This window comes from Sulfitobacter alexandrii (genome assembly GCF_001886735.1).
In the GTDB taxonomy this organism is placed as follows: Bacteria; Pseudomonadota; Alphaproteobacteria; order Rhodobacterales; family Rhodobacteraceae; genus Sulfitobacter; species Sulfitobacter alexandrii.
This window is the reverse complement of record NZ_CP018076.1, coordinates 2,315,120-2,332,988: the sequence shown is the minus strand read 5'-3', so window position 1 is coordinate 2,332,988 and position 17,869 is coordinate 2,315,120. Positions and strand designations below refer to the sequence as shown.

Below are 17,869 nucleotides of genomic sequence, written 5' to 3'. Positions count from 1 at the left end.
GAGAAGACGTTTGCGCGGTCCATAGACCGACAGGGCAGCAAGGACAAGCGGCGGGGCCGGTCAGTCGACCAGTTGCGTCACTACGCGGGAGGTCCGTTCGAGCGTCCGGTGCACCGGGCATCTGTCGGCGATTTCCAGAAGCCGCTGTCGCTGTTCCGCGTCGAGGTCTCCGGTCAGGCGGATCCGGCGCTGCCAGGTGTCGATCTTGTCGCCCGACCCGGTTTCGGCGTCCTGCGCGTGCACCTTGTTGTGGCTGACGTCGACGCTGACGTGATCGAGGGCCCAGCCCTTGCGCCGGGCATACATGCGGATGGTCATGGAGGTGCAGGCGCCCAGCCCGGCAGACAGGAACCCGTAGGGCGTCATTCCCTTGTTGGTACCGCCGTAGGCATGCGGTTCGTCGGCGAGAACATGGTGGTAGGGGCCGCTGTTGATGTCCTGAAGGAAGCCGTTCGCGTCCGCCTCGGCCACGCGCACGATGCCCTCGGGCGCGCCCGGGGGGGCGCAGGCGGGGTCAGGGACAGGTAGCGCGCCGCCCATGCCGCAATGACCCCCGCCACGTATTCCGCGTCGCGCGCGCGCGACACCAGGTGATCGGCCCCGTCGAGGCTGACAAAGCTCTTGGGGTGCCGGGCGGCAAGAAAGATCCGGCTGGCGCTGTCGATGCCGACGATGTCGTCGGTGGGTGCGTGCAGCACCAGCAGGGCCGCGGTCATCCGGTCCAGCGTCGGCCCCAGCGCGCCCTGGTCCAGGTCGTCGACCAGGGTGCGGCCGATGCGGAACGGGCGGCCGCCCAGGGTCACTTCGGCGGAGCCTTCGGCGCGAATTTTCGGCAGCGCCTCGGCGAAGTTATGGGTGACATGGCCGGGGTCGAAGGGGGCGCCGATGGTTGCCACCGCCTTGACCTCGGGCAGGTCCGGTGCTGCCTTGAGCACGGCGGCACCCCCCAACGAATGCCCGATCATCAGGGCGGGGGCCATCCCGCGCCCGTCGAGGTAGCGGGCGGCGGCAGCGATGTCCGCGACGTTCGACGTGAAGGAGGTGTTCGCGAATTCCCCTTCGGAATGCCCGAGCCCGGTGAAATCGAAACGCAGCACCGCGATTCCCATGCCCGCGAGCCGCGCGGCGATCCGGCGGGCGGCCGGGATGTCCTTGCCGCAGGTAAAGCAGTGGGCAAAGAGCGCGGTGGCGAGGTGGGGCCCCTCGGGCAGGTCCAGACGGGCGGCGAGGGTGTTGCCGTCATGGCCGGGGAAGGTGATGCGTTCTGTGGCCATGCGTGCTCCTGACTGTCGTGTCGAGATTGGCGCTCCGCCGCCGTCGGCGCAAGCCCGTGTCACGCCGCTGTGACGCGCCGCGCCCCGCCGTGAACGGGGCTGGCGGGGGCGCAAGGTGCCGTGTAGCAAGGGGCCACGCAATCCAACCGAAGGGGCACCCGATGGCCGACTCGCCAGACAAAGAATTGCAACCGGCCACCTTGGCGGCGCAGGCGGCGGGGGCGACGGACGCGGAAACCGGCGGCGTGGTGCCGGCGGTGCACCTGTCCACCACCTTTGCGCGCGACGCGGATTATGCGCCGATGGTGCCCGGCAATGTCTACCTTCGGTCGCACAATGAGAACGTGCGCGTGGCCGAGCGGTTGCTGAGCCGGCTGGAGGGCGCGGCGGACACGCTGCTTTTTCCATCGGGCATGGCCGCGGTCGCGGCGGTGTTCCGCACCGTACCCAACGGGGCGAGCGTGCTGGTGCAGAGCCAGATCTACTGGGGCACCACCGCCTGGATCCGGGCGTTCTGCGCGCGGCGGGACATTGCGCTGCACGAGGTCGAGGCGTCCGATACGGAGGCCTTTGCCGCCGCCTGCGCGAAACATCGGCCCGCCATCGCCTGGGTGGAGACCCCGTCGAACCCGTGGTTGCGGATCGTGGACATCGCCGCCGCGTCCGAGGCGGCGCATGCCGTCGGCGCGCAGCTGGTTGTTGACGGCACGGCGGCCAGCCCGGTTCTGAGCCACCCCCTGTCCTTTGGCGCGGACATCGTGATGCATTCCGCCACCAAGGGCATCAACGGGCATTCCGATGTCCTGTCAGGGGCGCTGTGCGCCTCGGGTCCGCAGAGCGAGACCTGGCGGATGATCCGAGAGGACCGCGACATGGCGGGCGCGGTGATGGCACCGATGGAAGCCTGGCTGCTGACGCGGGGCATGCGCACGCTGCCGCTGAGGATGCGGGAGATGTCGCGCAACGCGATGGCGCTGGCCGAATACCTGGCGGATCACCCGCAGGTGGAGACAGTGATGTATCCGGGGCTGCCCGGCCATCCCGGTCACGCACTGGCCGCGCGCCAGATGCGGGGCGGCTTCGGCGGGCTCTTGTCCTTCGTCGTCAAGGGCGGCGCGCAGCCGGCCCTGCGCGTGGCAGGACGGTTGAAGCTGTTCCACCGGGCAACGTCGCTTGGCGGGGTCGAGAGCCTGGTCGAGCATCGGCACACGATTGAGCCGCACACCGGCATTCCCGAAGGTCTGCTGCGTCTGTCCGTGGGAATCGAGGACGTGGGCGACCTCAAGGACGATCTGGCGCAGGCGCTCGGCCAGTAGGTCTCGCCCGTGCGCGGGCCCCCTACATGCCCATCAGGGCAGCGTCCCAGGGGTATTGGGTCAACCGTTCGAAACCGTCCTCGGTGATCAGCACCTGGTCCTCGAGCTTGATCGAGAAATCGACCCCCTCCGGCGAGACGAGCGCCTCTACGCAAAGGGTCATGCCGGCTTCGAGGGGGTAATCGTAGGCCCCCGCGACGGCGCTGTCGGGATAGGCGACAAGGGGCCACTCGTCGCAGAGACCCACCCCGTGCATCAGGCAGCCGTACTTCTGTTTCTGGTACTGCGGATCCAGCACATGGGTGCCGGCGGTGAGTTCCGGTATCATCACGCCGGGCTTGAGCATCTGCATGTTCTGCATGATGTGGTCGACGCCGTGCTGCATCGCGTAGATCATGTCGGGTCGCGGCTTGGCGTCGCCGATCCACCAGCTGCGGCTGATGTCGACGCAGATCCCGTAGCTGCCGACGAGGTCCGTATCGAAGGCGACGATCTCGTTGTTCTGGACCACGCGGGGGCCGCATTCCTGGAACCACGGGTTGGTGCGCGGACCGGAGGAAAGCAGCCGGGTTTCGATCCATTCGCCGCCCCGGCGGATGTTCTCCGCGTGCAGGACCGCCCAGATGTCGTTCTCCGTCACGGCGCCGCCGGGCACATGGGTCCGGGCGAAATCCTCCATCGCGCGGACCGACACTTCGCAGGCGTGGCTCGCGCAGCGCATCGCGCGGATCTCGTCGGGGCCCTTGACCGCGCGGGTCTTCTCGGTGATCTCCTCGCCGTCGACGACGGTGAATCCCTGCGCTTCGAGCGCGCGAAGGCCGTGCAGCATGACCTTGTCCACCGCGATACGCCTGTTCCCCGCGCCGGCGTGTTCCGCGCAGAGGATCCGCACCTCGTTCGCGAAGGTGTCGGCGGCCACGTCCACCTTGTCCCCCCGGTCGAAATAGAAAAGGTCCGCCCCCGATCGCCGCTCGCGCACCAGCGGATTGAAGGCGCTGAGGAACATGCCGTTCTTGTAGTCCCAGATCACCATGTACCCATCGGCGCAGAGCAGGACCGCCCGGAACGGGTTGTGGGTGTTCCAGAGCTGCATGTTGGTGCTGTCGGTGGCGTAGCGGATGTTCAGGGGATCAAACAGGAGCAGTCCGGCAAGGCCGCGCGCCGCCACCTGCGCGGTCAGCCGTTCCCAGCGGAACCGGCGCATCGCGTCGAGATCGGGAAGGTCGAGGCCCGCCGCGGCCCATTCGTCGAAGGCGAGGCGGGTCGGGCCGATCTCGACGCGGTCACCGTCGTTGGGCGTGCCATCGCCGAGCATCAGCCCCTGTGCGGGATCGATCTTGCGGGTGTCGCGGAAATGCAGGTTCATCGGTTGACCCTCCTGTTTGCGGCATGATGCGGCAGGCGCGCCCACCGGGTTTGCCGGTTTCCGACGCCCTGCCGTGTCGTTTTCGCAGGACAGGGGCGGGGGCTGCGGCTAGGTTGCGCGGACATGAGAGAGATCCTGCACACCCGCCTGCCGCCGGAAATGGACCGGGACCGGCCGCTGCCCGGCGTGGCGCCCTGCGGCGCGGACGACTGGCTGCGTGTGGACGAGCGCTATGCCGAGCAGATGGCCTATCGGGTGGCCCTGCTGGCGGAGCGTCCGGACGCGGTGCTGTGGGATCCGCCGGAGGCCCGCGTGCCCACGCGCGAGGTGCTGGACGAGGCGCTGGCGCTGCTGCCGGGGCTGGGTTTCGTGCTGGACCGCGACCGTGTGCGTTGCCCAGACGGGCGCCTGGTTCTGGTGGATCGGGACGCGCCGCTGCTGACGCTGGGCCGGCTCTTGCAGCAGGACATCTGCGTGCTGGACAAGTGCGGTGACGCGCATGTCCTGATCGCGGCGGTCCTGTGCTTTCCGGCGAACTGGCGGCTGGCGGAAAAGGCCGGCCGCCCCCTGGTCGAGATCCATGCGCCGGTGGCGGCCTACGATACGGCCCTGGCGCGGCGGGTGCAGCGCCTTTTCGACGGGGTACAGCCCGGCCGCCCGCTGTGGCGGTTCAACCGGCTGCCCTACGGCGACAGCGACCTGCACCAGCCCGCCCGCAAGGACGCGGACCTGCCACGCCTGTTCGTGCGGGCGGAGCGGCAGTGCGTGGTGCGCATGCCCAAAAGCCGGGCGGTCGTCTTTGCGATCCACACGCATGTCGTGCGGCGCGGGGGCTGAACCCGCGCGCCGCGACGGTCTCAGATCGGATCGAGCACCATGTGCGGCTGCCCGTCAGAAGTTTTCTGCGGTGACTGGCCGTGGGCGTTCACCGTCGTGTTGACCTGCCGCCGAAACGAGCTGAACAGGTCCGACGTCACCACGTCGATCGGCCTGTCGAACCGCAGGGTCAGCGCCCAATAGCCCGACGAGGACTGTCGCGCGGCCTTGACCTCGCCCACGAAGGGGTGGCCGAGGTAGCGGCCGGTCACGCGCTGGCCCGGCGCCCAGCCGGGGTGGCTGTTGGCGGTGCGGGCGGCCAGCGTGTTCCAGTCGCGCGCGCCCCATTGGTGGGCCACGGTTTCCAGCGCCTCGGCGTGGCTGAGGGCCTGGCCGCGCGCGGCCATGTCGGCGCGCAGGCGTTTGGCCTGCGCCTTGAGGACGTCACGGGAAGGGGTATTCATCTCTACACTCCGTCTCGCCTGGTGATCTGGGGGTCCGCGTTGCCCATCAATCCTGCGAGATTGAAGGAAGGTAGATCGAAACTCAGGACTTCACCGGAATGCGGACGGCAGGGGCCTGACCCTGATGCCCAGATAGGGGGCGGGACCGCCCTGCGCAAGTGCCTGCGCGCAGCACCTGTGGGCACTGTGGCTTTTGAGTATTTTTGGCAAAAAGAAATCAGGGGCGCGCCACGGCCGATGTCGGGCCCGTGGCGCGCGGTGTGGCATCTTGTCAGCCGTCGATGCGGGCGCCCATGATCGCGATGGCCTGCTGGTAGACGGTGGCGGCGTTCCACTGCTTGATGACGCGGAAGTTCGGCTGGCCTTCCTGGTAGCCCTGGCCGGGCTGCCAGCCCTTGCGGCGGAGGAAGTTCGCGGTCGACGCCATGGCATCCGCTTGATTGTAGAAATCGACCCGGCCGTCGCCGTTGCCGTCCACGCCATATTGCAGCGCGTTGCCCGGCAGGAACTGGGTATGGCCGAGCTCACCGTGCTTGGCACCCTGGGTGTTGATGGTGATGGCCCCGCGGTCCACCAGTTTCAGCGCGCCGATGGCATGCGGCACGAAGAAGGCGGAGCGGCGGCAGTCGTAGGCGAGGGTGGTGATGGCGGAGACGACCGAGGAGTTGCCCATGAAGCCGCCGAAGCCCGTTTCCATGCCGTGGATCGCGAGCAGCACCCCGGCAGGCACGCCGTAGACCCGTTCGAGCGACTGGTAGAAACCGGGGTTCTGCGCCTTGCGCTTGCGCCCTTGCGCGACGATCGTGTCGGCCCCGCGCACCTGCATGAACTTGGACAGCGAGTACTTGAAGGATTTCTGGTTGCGATCGGCCGCGATGGTGCTGGATGCATAGCTCGCCGCGGCCAGCGCATCGAGCCCGCGCTGCCCGACGCCCGCCGCTCGGGCCTCGTTGGCGAAGGCGGCCTTCCACGCGTTGAAGCCGCCGGCGTTGTTGCCGCAGGTCGCGGCGATGCCCGGTACGGCGAAAACGGCCGCGGCGCTCAGGGAAATGACAAGTGTTCGGAATGGGCGCATGATGATCCTCGGCCGGTTGGTGTCGTTCAGATGCAATTGACTTGATCCGAAGCTTAGCCCGGCAGGGCCGTCATGGAAAGGGCAAGCGGCGGCGCCGTAGCCGGCCTAGTAGGAGAGCATGCGCGCGGTCAGCAGGCTCGCCATCTCGAGAGGCGTGTCGGTGGGCCGGTCCATCGCGTCCCAAGCATAAACGGTGCCGCCCGCCATGAAGAAGCACAGCATCAGCGGGGTGACGAGATAGCTGCCGAGACTGCGGGAGCGGCGTGTGCGCCGGGACCGTGCCGTCCTGCGGGCCTGTTTCTCGATACGGCCGATCCGGCTGGCGAAGGCCGCTTCGTTTGCTGCGTTGCTCATACCGGAGGTATCCCCGTCGCCGTTAACCGTTGCTTGACGGTATCGGGATCAATTGGGGTCGAATTGTGACCGGCTTCGGGTCAATTCTGGAAGACTTGTCACGAAAAAGGGCACCCCCGAAGGGATGCCCGGATGTCGCACTGAAACGCGGGCGCGATCAGCAGCTATAGTACATGCCGAATTCGACCGGATGGGGCGTGTGCTCGTACTTGTGCACTTCGTCCATCTTCAGCTCGATGTAGCCTTCGATCTGGTCACGGGTGAACACGTCACCGGCCAGCAGGAAGTCCATGTCGGCCTGCAGTTCCTCCAGCGCCTCGCGCAGGCTGCCGCAGACGGTCGGGATGTCGGCGAGTTCCTCGGCGGGCAGGTCGTAGAGGTTCTTGTCCATCGCTTCGCCCGGATCGATCTTGTTCTTGATGCCGTCGAGACCGGCCATCAGCAGCGCGGAGAAGCACAGGTAGGGGTTCGCCGCCGGATCGGGGAAACGGGCCTCGACCCGCTTTGCCTTGGGCGATTCCGTCCACGGAATACGCACGCAGCCCGACCGGTTGCGCGCGGAGTATGCACGCAGCACGGGCGCTTCGAAGCCCGGGATCAGGCGCTTGTAGGAGTTGGTCGACGGGTTGGTGAAGGCGTTCAGCGCCTTGGCGTGGCGCAGGATGCCGCCGATGTACCACAGGGCTTCCTGGCTCAGGTCGGCGTATTTGTCACCGGCGAAGAGCGGCTTGCCGTCCTTCCAGATCGACATGTTCACGTGCATGCCCGACCCGTTGTCGCCCGAGATCGGTTTGGGCATGAAGGTCGCGGATTTGCCGTAGGCGTGGGCCACGTTGTGGATCACGTACTTGTATTTCTGCAGTTCGTCCGCCTGCTTTGTCAGGGTGCCGAAGATCAGGCCGAGTTCGTGCTGGCACGAGGCGACCTCGTGGTGGTGCTTGTCCACCTTCATTCCCAGACGCTTCATGGTGGACAGCATCTCGGCGCGCAGGTCCTGCGCTTCGTCAACCGGGTTCACCGGGAAGTAGCCGCCCTTGAGGCCGGGGCGGTGGCCCATGTTGCCCATCTCGTAGTCGGTATCGGTGTTCCAGGAGGCGTCGGAGGCGTCGACCTCGTAGGAGACCTTGTTGATCGAGTTGGAGAACCGGACATTGTCGAACAGGAAGAATTCGGCCTCGGGGCCGAAGAACGCCGAATCGCCGATGCCGGAGGACACGAGGTAGGCCTCGGCCTTCTCCGCGGTGCCGCGCGGGTCACGCTCGTAGCTTTCGCCGGTGTCCGGCTCCACGATGGAGCAGTGCACGCAGATCGTCTTTTCCGCGTAGAAGGGATCGACGTAGGCGCTGTCGACGTCGAGCATCAGCTTCATGTCGGACGCTTCGATGCTTTTCCAGCCCGCGATGGAGGAGCCGTCGAACATGAAACCCTCTTCGATGAAGTCCTCGTCCACCTCGTCGCTGACGACGGTGACGTGCTGCAGCTTGCCGCGCGTGTCGGTGAACCGGACGTCGACATATTCGATGTCCTCGTCCTTGATCTTCTTGAGGAAGTCTTTGGTGCTCATGGGCTGTAATCCTTTTGGCAGGTAGTGCAGTTTACAACGCGTCCGAGCCGGTCTCGCCGGTGCGGATGCGAATGGTTTGTTCGACGGGCGTGACGAAGATCTTGCCGTCGCCGATCTTCTCGGTCTTGGCGGCCTCGACGATGGCCGCGATGGCCGCGTCGACCTGGTCGTCGTCCAGAACGACCTCGACCTTCACCTTGGGCAGGAAATCGACGACATATTCGGCGCCACGATAGAGTTCGGTGTGCCCTTTCTGGCGCCCGAAGCCCTTTACCTCGATCACGGAGAGACCCTGGACGCCGACGTCCTGCAACGCCTCCTTCACTTCGTCGAGCTTGAAAGGCTTGATGATCGCTTCGATCTTTTTCATGACGGTCCCTTTTCGAGGAAAGCTTTGGCCTGCAAAGGCATTTCATTTTGCCCGGGGGAATCCATAACAGGTCCGACCCGAACGGCACGGATGCAGGGTAATCCGCAGGGCGTGGCGTTAAAACAGGCAAAGAGATTAAATTCCGGGCACTTTTGAAATCCCGGGGTGCAAGGCGAGGGCGCAGCATGACCGAACTTCTCAGCAGCGCACAGATGCGTGCGATCGAACAAGAGGCGATCCAGTCGGGTGCCGCAACCGGGCTTGACCTGATGGAACGGGCGGGCAAGGGCGTGGTGGACGCGGTTCTGGCCGCATGGCCAGCGCTTGCCGCCGACCCGCACCGCGCCGTGGTTTTATGCGGGCCGGGCAACAACGGCGGCGACGGCTTTGTCATCGCGCGGCTGTTGCGGGCGATGGGCTGGACGGTGCGGCTGCACCTTTTCGGCGATCCCGCGCGGATGCCCGAGGACGCGCGGCACAATCACGACCTCTGGGCGGCGGAGGATCCGGTGCTTGCGCTGGACGCCGCGACCGTTTTCACCGGCCCGCGCCCGGATGTCTGGATCGATGCGGTCTTTGGTATCGGTCTGTCGCGCCCGGTCCCCGGTGAGGTCGCGCAGGTACTGGACGCAGACGCGATGGCGGCGTGGGAACAGTCGCACGGGATCAGGCGCGTCGCAGTCGATTGCCCTTCGGGGCTGAACCTCGATACCGGCATGATTGCCAGCGATACTGACGCCCCGGAACCGTCGGGCAAGGCAGGGCGCGCAACCATGAACACGGTCGATCTGACCGTGACCTTCCACAGCCCCAAGCCGGGCCATTACCTTGCCAAGGGACCGATCCTGTGTGGCGAGGTGCGCGCCGTGGACATAGGCCTGAGCGATACGGCGCCGGAGCGGCGATCCATCATGGAGGAACCTGATCCGGAGCGGATCCGGCTGGTCGAACCGGTCTTTCGCGGGCGCGCGATCGAGCCGCGCACGTGGTTGAAGTCAGTCATGGCCAAGCCCGGTAAAGCGGGCCACAAGTTCGATTTCGGTCATGTGATGGTGTTTGCGGGGGGTGTCGGGCAGGGCGGTGCGGGACGTCTGGCCGCCCGTGCCGCCCTGCGGACCGGGGCGGGTCTGGTGACAGTGCTCTGCCCGCCCGCGGCGCTGATCGAAAACGCCTGCCAACTGGACGCGATCATGCTGCGCGCCCTGAAAGAGGATGTGCCGCTGGACGATGTTGCCGACGCGCGGGTGACAGGTTTTTGCATGGGTCCTGGGATGGGCGTGACGCCGCGCACGCGGAAATTGGTGCAGGAGGCGTTGGCCCGCCGCGCAGGGCCCCGGCATCGGCGCGATCCGGTCGTGGTGCTGGATGCCGATGCGCTGAGCAGTTTCGCCGAAGACCCCGCCTCGCTGTTTCCCCGTACCCATGCCCGCACCATCCTGACGCCCCATGAAGGGGAGTTCGAGAGGCTGTTTCCCGATCTTGGCTCTTCGCAGCGGCAGGGCAGGTCCAAGGTCGACGTGGTGCGTGAGGCGGCAAGACGCGCGGGCTGCATCATCCTGCTGAAAGGTGTGGATACGGTCATCGCCAACCCTGAAGGGGGCGCATCGGTGCATGTGGCGGCCTACGGGCGCGAAGCGCCGTGGCTCGCGACCGCCGGGGCAGGGGATGTGCTGGCGGGCATGATCGCTGGTCTCGCGGCAACACAGGCAAGCGCGGGCCTGCTTTCTGTCGCCGAACTGGCCGTTTACCTGCATGTGGAATGTGCGCGCCGCTTCGGTCCCGGGTTGATCTCGGAAGATCTGCCGGAGCAGTTGCCGCAGGTGTTTTGCGAACTGGGACTTTAGGCGGCGTGCAGGACCGCGCCGCGCGCCTTGGCGGCGTCGGCCGTGCCCAGTTCCAGCCCGTCGGCATAAAGAATATGCGGGCTGTCGCAGAAGATCTGGAACAGGGTCGTCTCCGACGTGCCCAGGTCGGTGATGAATTCGTTGTCCACCAGCGCCCGTGCCGCCACCAGCGCACGTTCCGAGTTGAACAGCGCCCGCGCGCGCCAGTCGCGGATCAGCACCATCTGGTCCCCGGCGAGGATCGCGTCGCGTTCAGGCCGTGTATGGCCCAGCGACCCCGCGGACAGCCCGATCTGATGAACGACGCGCGTGCTGCGCTGGATGTGCATGACCTTGGAAATGCCGGTGTCGCGGGTGATGATCTTGTCCCCGATGGACAGGAATTCGACTGGTATCTCACCGTCGAGGGTAAGCAACATGGCACCTTGGACCAGTCCTGTATCCAGGACGGCATAGGGGGAATACTGGCCCGCATGGCGATCATTGTCGCCTACGCGCCCGACCGTGTTCGGTTTCATGGGCGTCTCTTTCTTATCTGTACCTGCCTCAGGTTATCCCGAACATATGACAACAACTTGTTAATGTCTTGCCTTTTTTTGGACCGGCGCGCCGGGTTTTTCCTCTCGCCTATCGGGGTGGGGTTTGGTAATCAGCGCCTCAGGCCGAAATCCGGCCGTGTGCGGGTGTGGCGGAATTGGTAGACGCACCAGATTTAGGTTCTGGCGCCTTTGGCGTGGGGGTTCGAGTCCCTTCACCCGCACCACTTTGATTTCCTTGATTTGAAGCATTGCGACCTCGCGGCCAGCGCGGGTGTCGACGGGCGCTTGCGTCTGACCTCGGGGCGGGTCCGGGTGCGGCGCCGGCACTGACGCGCGTCGGGATCGCGCCCTTGGCTCGGAGCCGCAAGGCTCGCAAGGCGGTTGACAGATCGCGCGTTGTCGTGATTACTGATTCATGAATCATTATTGTGTTTGGGAGGGCGCAACGATGGAAACGCTTCAGTCGCTTGCGGATTTCAGGAAGGAAGTCATCTCCTTCGTCGAGGGTCACCTGCCCGCTGATATCGCCGAGAAGGTTCACCTGAACGCCGAACTGCAGAAGGACGACTATGTCCGCTGGCAGAAGATCCTCGAAGAGAAGGGGTGGTATTGCGCGCATTGGGCCGAGCGGGACGGCGGCGCGGGATGGTCGCCGCTCAAGCGGTACGCCTTCGAACAGGCGCTGGCCGAGGCGGGGGCACCATGGATCCTGCCTTTCGGTCCCGCCTACGTCGGCCCGGTGATCGCCGAATACGGCACCGACGCGCAGAAACAGCGGTTTCTGCCCGACATCATCGCGTCACGGACGGCATGGTGTCAGGGCTACTCGGAGCCGGGGGCAGGGTCCGATCTCGCCGGGCTCAAGACCCGCGCGACACGGCAGGGCGACACCTATGTCGTGAATGGCCAGAAGCTCTGGACCAGCTACGCGCACTGGGCGGACATGATGTTCTGCCTTGCGCGTACCTCGGACGAGGATCGTCCGCAAAAGGGCATTTCGTTCCTGCTTCTCGACATGCACCAGCCCGGTGTGAGCGTGCGGCCGATCATGACGATGGACATGCGCCACCACGTGAACGAGGTCTTCCTCGAGAACGTCGAGGTGCCGGTGGAGAACCTTGTCGGGGCCGAAGGCGTCGGCTGGGAGATCGCGAAGTTCCTGCTGTCCACCGAACGGCTGATCGTTGCGGAAACGGGAAAGTCGCGGCGTCTGCTGGACCAGGTCCGCAGCATCGCTTCCGAGGCTCGCGAAGGCGGGAAACCGCTGCTGGACGTGCCGCACTTCGCCAATGCCTTCACCGAGACGGAAATCGCGCTTGAGACACTGGAGGCCTCGTGCACGCGGCTGCTCAAGCGGGCGGCCCAAGGCCAGCAACCGGGGTTCGAGGCATCGCTGCTCAAGATCCGTGGCTCGGAACTTCTGCAATCCATCACCGCGCTGGCCACGCGTGTCGCGGCCCGTTCGGGCATGCCGCTCGAAGGGATCGACGACATGGACCGGGGCAATCGCGCGCCCGACCCGAACGCCGAGATGTCGGGGCTGTTGCGCGAATACCTGACCCAGCGCGCGGCCAGCATCTATGGCGGGTCGAACGAGATTCAACGCAACATCGTATCGAAGGCGAGGTTCGGGTTTTGACGATGACGGAACTGACAGATGCCGAGGTCCTGCGGGATCATGCTTTCAAATGGGTGGATGAAACCTATGGCGAGGACCGCGAGAAGGCGGGCCGGGACACTGAAACCGGTTACGTTGCGGCGCGCCACGAGGACATCGCCGGGCTGGGCTGGCTGGGGGCCATGGTGCCCGAGGACAAGGGCGGTATCGGCGGCGATCTGGCCGAGATGGCAGGCATCATGGAAGCGGTGGGCCGCGGTGTCATCTCGGAGCCGGTGCTGTCCGTCGGCGGGATCGCCGCGCCGCTTCTGGCGCGCCTGCAGACGCCGGCGGCCGATGCCCTGCTTGCGGAAGTGGTCGGCGGCCGGAAGACGGCGGTCCTGTGTCACTTCGAGCAGGGCGCGGGGTTCGAACGTGCGCTCGGGGCCAGTACGGTGGCCCGGCGCGACGGTGGCTTGTTCCTGAGCGCGGCCAAGGCGCCCGTTCTGGATGCATCGGGTGCGGATGTCCTGCTGGTCACGGCCTGCGACGACACCGGGCGGATGGCGGTTCTCGCCGTCCGGCCCGATGCGGACGGGCTGACCCGGACCCAGCATCGCGCCGTGGATCAGAGGCGGCTGTGCACCGTCGACATCGATGACTGCCGGCTCGACCCCGACGCGGACCTGACCGGGGGCGCGGATGCGACCGATCACGTGGCCGCGGTGCTGGACGATGCGGCGCTGCTGGTCTGTGCCGAGGCGATCGGGGCCATGGGCGTGCTGGTGCCCGAGACGGAGGCCTATCTGAAGACACGCAAGCAATTCGGCCAGCCGCTGTCGGCATTCCAGGTGTTGCAGCATCGCATGGTCGACATGCTGATGCACTACGAGGAAGCGCAGGCCACCCTCGAAGCGGCGCTCGATGCGCGGGGGACGGCGGGGCAGGCGCGGGCGACCGCGCTGGCCAAGGTCGTCTGTGCCCGTGCCGCGCAGTTCGTGGCACGCGAAGCGGTTCAGCTTCACGGCGGAATCGGGATGACTGACGATCTCAAGGTCAGCCGGTATTTTCGCCGCCTGATGCTGAGTGAAACGATGTTCGGGGACGCCGACTGGTACCAGGAAAGGTATCGGCGGTTGCGGCCCGAGGAAGCGGAATGATTGGGAGACTGGGATGAACTACGACCATTACAAGACGATCAGCTGCGGCCTGAAGGGCCGCGTCATGACCGTGACGCTGAACCGACCCGACCAGATGAACGCGACCGATGCGGTCCTGCACCGCGAAGTGTCCCGCATCTTCTATGATCTGCGTCAGGACGACGACGTGGACGTGATCGTGCTGACGGGTGCGGGCAAGGCCTTTTCCGCCGGCGGGGACATCAACTGGATGCAGGAGGGGATCGACGATCCGTCCCAGTTCGAAAAAACCGGGCGCGAGGCGCGCGACATCGTGTTCAGCCTTCTGGATCTCGACAAGCCGGTGATCTGCATGATGAACGGTCATGCGGTCGGTCTCGGGGCCACCATCGCGCTGCTGTGCGACGTCATCATCGCCAGCGACCGGGCCAAGATCGGCGATCCGCATGTGGTCATGGGGCTGGTCGCGGGCGACGGCGGTGCCGTGCTCTGGCCGCAGAACATCGGCTATGCCAAGGCCAAGTACTATCTCATGACCGGCGAGCTGATGACCGCCGCAGAGGCCGAACGGATCGGGCTCATCACCAAGGCGGTGCCGCCAGAGACGCTTGAAGACGAGGTCTATGGACTGGCCGACCGCTTCGCCAACGGGCCGCTCAAGGCCATCGTCTGGACCAAGGTCGCGACCAACCTGCAGCTCAAGCAGGCGATGCATGCATCGTTCGACGCAGGCATCGCCTATGAGACCGTGTCAAACGTCAGCGCGGACCACCGCGAGGCGGTGGATGCCTACCGCAACAAGAGAGAGCCGAAATTTACCGGGCAATAACCGGGCCGCGCACCGGGGAGGGGTGCGGGGACGGGCCGTCGCGCAGCGGCGGTGCAACCATTCACAGGGAGGAAGACATGACACAGTTGAAAAGAAGAACCGTCATCGGCGGGCTGGGGGCAACGGCGCTGACCGCGCCGTTCCTTGGTCGGGCGGCCTGGGCGCAATCCGGCGATCCGATCCGCATCGGCGTCGTCACCGCGCTGAGCGGGCCGCAGGAGTTCATCGGCAGTTTCGTCCTGAACGGCTGCAAGATCGCGGTGGACCAGATCAATGCGCAAGGCGGCGTGATGGGGCGCGAACTGGTCCTCGAAACCCGCGACAGCAGGGCCAATCCCGCCGACGCCACGGCGGCCGCCCGCGAGTTGATCGGTCTCGGGGCGCATTTGCAGATCGGCACCATCTCGTCCGCGGTGGCGCTGGCGATGGGCCCGCTGATGGAGCAGGAAGGCGGCGTCGTCATCACCTGCGGCGCGGGGTCGGAAAAGATCAACCACGAGAACTACAATCGGCACGTGTTCCGCCCGGGCGACGGGCCCTACATGCGGATGCGCGCCCAGGCCCAGCTGATGGCAGAACGTCAGCCCGAGGTCACGAGCTGGACCGGCATCGTGCCGGACCACGAGTACGGGCGGACCACCTGGGCGGTCTTCGTCGACGGTCTGCTGGAATTCTACCCCCAGTTCGCCGGTGTCGAGCCCGAGATCATCGACCCGATCATCGTGCCCTACGGCGCGGGCGACTACCGCAGCTTCATCACCCAAGCGGCACGGACGCCGGCCAAGGGGATCTACAATTCCACCTACGGGGGGGATTCCGTCACGCTGTTCCAGCAGGCCAAACCCTACAGGCTTTTCGAGGACCGTATCCTGATGGATTCCGCCAATGAATTCATCGTGGCCGGGGCATTGGGCGCGCAGACGCCGCCGCACTGGACCGGCATCCACTGGTACCACGAGACCAACAAGGGCAACGAGATGAGCGATCAGCTTTATGCCGACTACGTGGAGCTGACCGGCGACACCACCCCGATGGGCTGGCTGGCCGAGGCCCACTCCGGGATCTATGCCTATGCCAAGGCGATCGAGAAGGCGGGTTCCGCCGACACCGAGGCGGTGATTTCGGGCCTGAAGGGTCTGACGTGGCAGACGGTCACGGGCGAACGCACCATGCGCGCCGAGGACAACCAGGCGATCAAGGACGTGGAGCTGATCTATATCGAGCCGAAGCCGGATACCGAGAAAGGCTACGCGGTCACCGACTACGTCAAGGTCGACGGCAATACCGTGATCGAACCGGCGTCTCCCGGCGAGGCGGTGCAGTTGCGCACGGCCAACTGATCTCCCCAAGGCGCGGCGACCGCCCGTTCCGGGCGGCCGCCGTTCCGCAATCCGTTCAACAGGGGCTGCCATGACCGGCGATCTGATCACCATTGTCTTCAACGCGCTCATCTGGTCGATGGCGACATTTCTCATCGCTTCGGGCCTGACACTGGTATTCGGCATCCTGCACGTGCTCAACTTCTCGCACGGCGGGTTCTTCATGATAGGGGCCTACGTGGCCTACACGATCCTCGAGCAGTTCGGCGTCTCGATTCCGCTCTGGGCGTACCTGATGGCGGCCATCGCCGCCGCTGCCGCCATGGGGACGGCGGGCGCGGTCGTGGATCAGGTGATCTTCCGAAGGCTGAAGAATTTCGAAGGTGTCTACGTGCTGATCGCCACCTACGCGCTGTTGCTGGTGTGCGACGGGTTCGTCAAGCTGGTCTGGGGGCTCAACTACCTCAGCGTGTCGCCGCCCGAAAGCCTGCTGGGCGTGCTGTTCGCCGGCGGGGCGATCCTGCCGCATTTCTCGATCTTCGTGGTGGTGTCGGGCGTCGTGGCGTTCATCGTGCTCGAGCTCGTGCTTAACCATACCACCGTCGGCCGTACGCTTCAGGCCATCGCAGCCGATCCGTGGATGGCGCAGGTGCTGGGTATCAACGTATCCTCGGTCTACCGCTGGACCATGATCGTGGGCTTTGCGCTGGCGGGTCTGGCGGGTGGGCTGCTGGTCGCGAACCAGAGCCTTTCGCCCGACCTTGCGGGCATCTTCATCCTGCAGGCCTTCGGTGTCGTGATCGTGGGCGGCATGGGCTCGATCCGGGGGGCATTCATCGCGTCGATCCTTCTGGGCTTTGTCGAGGCGATCAGCGCCACCTACCTGCCGGGATACCCGGGCGTGCTTTTCTTCGCCACGATCGCGGCGGTGCTGATCATCCGGCCCGAGGGATTGCTGGGAAGGGCCACGGCATGAGCATCACCCGCATCAACCCGGCGCAGTTCTTCGCGATCATGGCGGTTCTCGTCCTCGGCGGCTTCGTCCTGCCGCACGTCGCCAACCGCGGGATCGTATTTCTGGGCGGTGTCGTGGCGATCAACATGGTCTTCGGCATCGCCTTCAACATCGCCTTCCAGAAGGCGGGCATCCTGTCTTTCGGCAATGCCATGTTCTTTGCGACAGGCGCCTATGCGACCGGCTACATGATCACGACCTTCCCGCAGGTTCCTTTCCTGCTGATGATCGCGCTCAGCGGGCTTGCGGGGGCATTGCTGGCGCTTGTCACCGGCCTGCTCGCGCTGCGCCGGTCCAGCGGGGTCTACTTTGCCGTCATCACGCTGGCGGTGGGCGAGCTGATCCATGTCCTGATTACCAAGATGAGCTTTCTGGGGCGCAATGACGGGATGGTCGGGGTCTTCCGACCCAGTCTCGACTTCGGCGTGTTCGCCATCGACCTCGGCGAGGGGGACGCCTACTACTGCTTCATCATCGTGTTCTGCGCCCTGCTGATTTCGGTGCTCTGGGTGCTGTGGTCCAACCGCTTCGGCCGGGCCATGCAAACCGTCAAGTCCGACGCGATGCGCGCGGACTTCCTGGGCACGGACGTGAACACCAAGCGGTTGCAGGCGCTTGTCCTCTCGGGGGCGGCGACGGCACTGGCGGGCGCGCTGTTCGCGCCTTGGGCGCAGATCGTGACCCCGGATCTCGCCCACTGGAGCCAGTCCACCAAGCCGCTGCTCTTTGCCCTGCTGGGCGGCACCGCGTTCTTCTTTGGCCCCGTGGTCGGCGCGATCCTGTTCAGCCTGCTGGAATACAACACGCGCGCGCTGGTCGGCATTTCCGACCTGATGGTCGGCGGCCTGCTGCTCGCGGTCGTGCTGGCGGTGCCGGGCGGCGTCCTCGGCCTGCTGCGCACGATCTATCTGGGGGGCAGGGCCGCCGCGACGCGCAGCCGACAGGAGGAAAAGCCATGACGGGACCGTTCCTGTCCGCCGAGAGGATC

16 protein-coding genes, 1 tRNA gene and 1 pseudogene are annotated in these 17,869 nt (G+C 65.9%); 10 read left to right on the top strand and 8 right to left on the bottom strand.

The window, feature by feature from the left end; all coding sequences use genetic code 11:
• Positions 1 to 60 precede the first annotated feature (60 nt).
• A pseudogene (locus BOO69_RS11480) lies at positions 61 to 1,274 on the bottom strand (bifunctional alpha/beta hydrolase/OsmC family protein).
• A 161-nt stretch (positions 1,275 to 1,435) separates the two neighbouring features.
• Between BOO69_RS11480 and BOO69_RS11475 the strand changes: the two are divergent.
• Complete coding sequence (locus BOO69_RS11475; RefSeq protein WP_071972287.1) at positions 1,436 to 2,590, top strand: trans-sulfuration enzyme family protein; 1,155 nt, start codon at positions 1,436 to 1,438, stop codon at positions 2,588 to 2,590.
• A gap of 22 nt (positions 2,591 to 2,612) precedes the next feature.
• On the opposite strand, the gene dddP is transcribed toward BOO69_RS11475, so the two are convergent.
• On the bottom strand, positions 2,613 to 3,956 hold the full coding sequence (gene dddP / locus BOO69_RS11470; RefSeq protein WP_071972286.1) for a dimethylsulfonioproprionate lyase DddP: 1,344 nt from the start codon (positions 3,954 to 3,956) through the stop codon (positions 2,613 to 2,615).
• Between the two features lie 123 nt (positions 3,957 to 4,079).
• Here dddP and BOO69_RS11465 point away from each other — a divergent pair, with 123 nt between their 5' ends.
• A complete protein-coding gene (locus BOO69_RS11465) occupies positions 4,080 to 4,793 on the top strand; it encodes a heme-dependent oxidative N-demethylase family protein (protein WP_071972285.1) in 714 nt (237 codons plus the stop codon).
• 20 nt (positions 4,794 to 4,813) lie between these two features.
• Here BOO69_RS11465 and BOO69_RS11460 read toward each other — a convergent pair whose 3' ends face one another.
• The 5 genes from BOO69_RS11460 to BOO69_RS11440 all read right to left on the bottom strand — a co-directional run bounded on the left by BOO69_RS11460 (position 4,814) and on the right by BOO69_RS11440 (position 8,599).
• Positions 4,814 to 5,236 (bottom strand): glyoxalase superfamily protein, encoded by a 423-nt coding sequence (locus tag BOO69_RS11460; RefSeq protein WP_071972284.1) that lies wholly within the window; start codon positions 5,234 to 5,236, stop codon positions 4,814 to 4,816.
• Between the two features lie 271 nt (positions 5,237 to 5,507).
• Positions 5,508 to 6,311, bottom strand: coding sequence for a lytic murein transglycosylase (locus BOO69_RS11455; RefSeq protein ID WP_071973783.1), 804 nt, complete (start codon positions 6,309 to 6,311; stop codon positions 5,508 to 5,510).
• A gap of 105 nt (positions 6,312 to 6,416) precedes the next feature.
• Positions 6,417 to 6,665, bottom strand: coding sequence for a hypothetical protein (locus BOO69_RS11450; RefSeq protein WP_071972283.1), 249 nt, complete (start codon positions 6,663 to 6,665; stop codon positions 6,417 to 6,419).
• A 157-nt stretch (positions 6,666 to 6,822) separates the two neighbouring features.
• Entirely contained in the window at positions 6,823 to 8,229 is a 1,407-nt protein-coding gene (glnA, locus tag BOO69_RS11445) for a type I glutamate--ammonia ligase (RefSeq protein ID WP_071972282.1), read from the bottom strand.
• A gap of 31 nt (positions 8,230 to 8,260) precedes the next feature.
• A complete protein-coding gene (locus BOO69_RS11440) occupies positions 8,261 to 8,599 on the bottom strand; it encodes a P-II family nitrogen regulator (protein WP_067289351.1) in 339 nt (112 codons plus the stop codon).
• Between the two features lie 185 nt (positions 8,600 to 8,784).
• On the opposite strand from BOO69_RS11440, the gene BOO69_RS11435 reads away from it, so the two are divergent.
• On the top strand, positions 8,785 to 10,443 hold the full coding sequence (locus BOO69_RS11435) for a bifunctional ADP-dependent NAD(P)H-hydrate dehydratase/NAD(P)H-hydrate epimerase (protein WP_071972281.1): 1,659 nt from the start codon (positions 8,785 to 8,787) through the stop codon (positions 10,441 to 10,443).
• On the opposite strand, the gene BOO69_RS11430 is transcribed toward BOO69_RS11435, so the two are convergent.
• On the bottom strand, positions 10,440 to 10,961 hold the full coding sequence (locus tag BOO69_RS11430; RefSeq protein WP_071972280.1) for a Hint domain-containing protein: 522 nt from the start codon (positions 10,959 to 10,961) through the stop codon (positions 10,440 to 10,442). The genes BOO69_RS11435 and BOO69_RS11430 overlap by 4 nt on opposite strands.
• 161 nt (positions 10,962 to 11,122) lie before the next feature.
• Between BOO69_RS11430 and BOO69_RS11425 the strand changes: the two genes are divergently transcribed.
• From BOO69_RS11425 to BOO69_RS11395, 7 genes are all read left to right on the top strand, one after another.
• Positions 11,123 to 11,206 (top strand) — tRNA-Leu (locus tag BOO69_RS11425).
• 224 nt (positions 11,207 to 11,430) lie between these two features.
• Positions 11,431 to 12,621: an acyl-CoA dehydrogenase family protein gene (locus tag BOO69_RS11420; protein ID WP_071972279.1), complete on the top strand. Its 1,191-nt coding sequence runs from the start codon at positions 11,431 to 11,433 to the stop codon at positions 12,619 to 12,621.
• A 2-nt stretch (positions 12,622 to 12,623) separates the two neighbouring features.
• Positions 12,624 to 13,739 carry an acyl-CoA dehydrogenase family protein gene (locus BOO69_RS11415; protein ID WP_071972278.1) on the top strand — a complete coding sequence of 372 codons (1,116 nt, stop codon included), beginning with the start codon at positions 12,624 to 12,626 and terminating at the stop codon, positions 13,737 to 13,739.
• A gap of 13 nt (positions 13,740 to 13,752) precedes the next feature.
• On the top strand, positions 13,753 to 14,547 hold the full coding sequence (locus BOO69_RS11410; RefSeq protein ID WP_071972277.1) for an enoyl-CoA hydratase-related protein: 795 nt from the start codon (positions 13,753 to 13,755) through the stop codon (positions 14,545 to 14,547).
• Between the two features lie 77 nt (positions 14,548 to 14,624).
• On the top strand, positions 14,625 to 15,887 hold the full coding sequence (locus BOO69_RS11405; protein ID WP_071972276.1) for an ABC transporter substrate-binding protein: 1,263 nt from the start codon (positions 14,625 to 14,627) through the stop codon (positions 15,885 to 15,887).
• A 70-nt stretch (positions 15,888 to 15,957) separates the two neighbouring features.
• On the top strand, positions 15,958 to 16,842 hold the full coding sequence (locus BOO69_RS11400) for a branched-chain amino acid ABC transporter permease (RefSeq protein ID WP_071972275.1): 885 nt from the start codon (positions 15,958 to 15,960) through the stop codon (positions 16,840 to 16,842).
• A complete protein-coding gene (locus tag BOO69_RS11395; protein WP_083545507.1) occupies positions 16,839 to 17,840 on the top strand; it encodes a branched-chain amino acid ABC transporter permease in 1,002 nt (333 codons plus the stop codon). Before BOO69_RS11400 ends, BOO69_RS11395 begins: the two co-directional genes overlap by 4 nt.
• The last annotated feature ends 29 nt before the right edge of the window (positions 17,841 to 17,869 follow it).